Here is a 668-nt window from a genome sequence, read left to right as displayed (position 1 = left end):
TTTAATCATCATATCAAGCCTTTTAAATTTTATTTATATTATTAATCATGATAATTAATTTATATGAAACAAGTAAATTGCTAGAATAATAACTAATAATCAAATGTTTTCAAATTAAATTAAATTAAATAGAAATATAAGTAGGTATAAATATGGAAGAATCTTTTAAACCCCGTAGTTTATCGATTAGTGAATTATTTGGTGATACAAAAAATCTTTATAAAATACCAAAGTATCAAAGACCTTATAAATGGGAAAGTGAACAAGTTGAACAGTTATGGGACGATATTTTAGAATCATATGAAAATGACGTACCAAATTACTTTCTTGGCTCTGTTATTACAGCAAATTCTTATGATGAACCTAATTCCCCTTATATTGATGTTGTCGATGGACAACAAAGATTAACAACGTTAATGATACTATTTTGCGTTATACGTGATTATTTTCCGAATCTTAATCTACATGATAATTTAAATCCCCTTTCTGTAAACATTGATATTATCCGTTCTGCAATAATCTTTAATAGCCGAGCTTCACGTTTAAGATTACACACTCATAGCTCTCATCAATCTGATTTTGAAGCGTATATTTTAAACGAGGGAGCAACAAAAATATTGCCGCCTCCATATAAATATCAAATTAAAAATGATCAAGAACCCAAATTT

The 668-nt window shown here is 27.1% G+C and carries 1 protein-coding gene; it reads left to right on the top strand.

All coding sequences use genetic code 11. From position 1 onward, the window contains the following. Positions 1 to 152: 152 nt before the first annotated feature. Positions 153 to 668, top strand: a 516-nt coding sequence (locus tag A9G32_RS03065; RefSeq protein WP_141672867.1) for a DUF262 domain-containing protein, incomplete at its 3' end; no start/stop codon positions are given.

The sequence above is a fragment of the Gilliamella sp. Gris3-2 genome (assembly GCF_001690345.1).
GTDB lineage: Bacteria > Pseudomonadota > Gammaproteobacteria > Enterobacterales > Orbaceae > Gilliamella > Gilliamella bombi.
The sequence above is the reverse complement of the archived record's forward strand: the minus strand, read 5'-3'. Positions and strand labels throughout refer to the sequence as shown.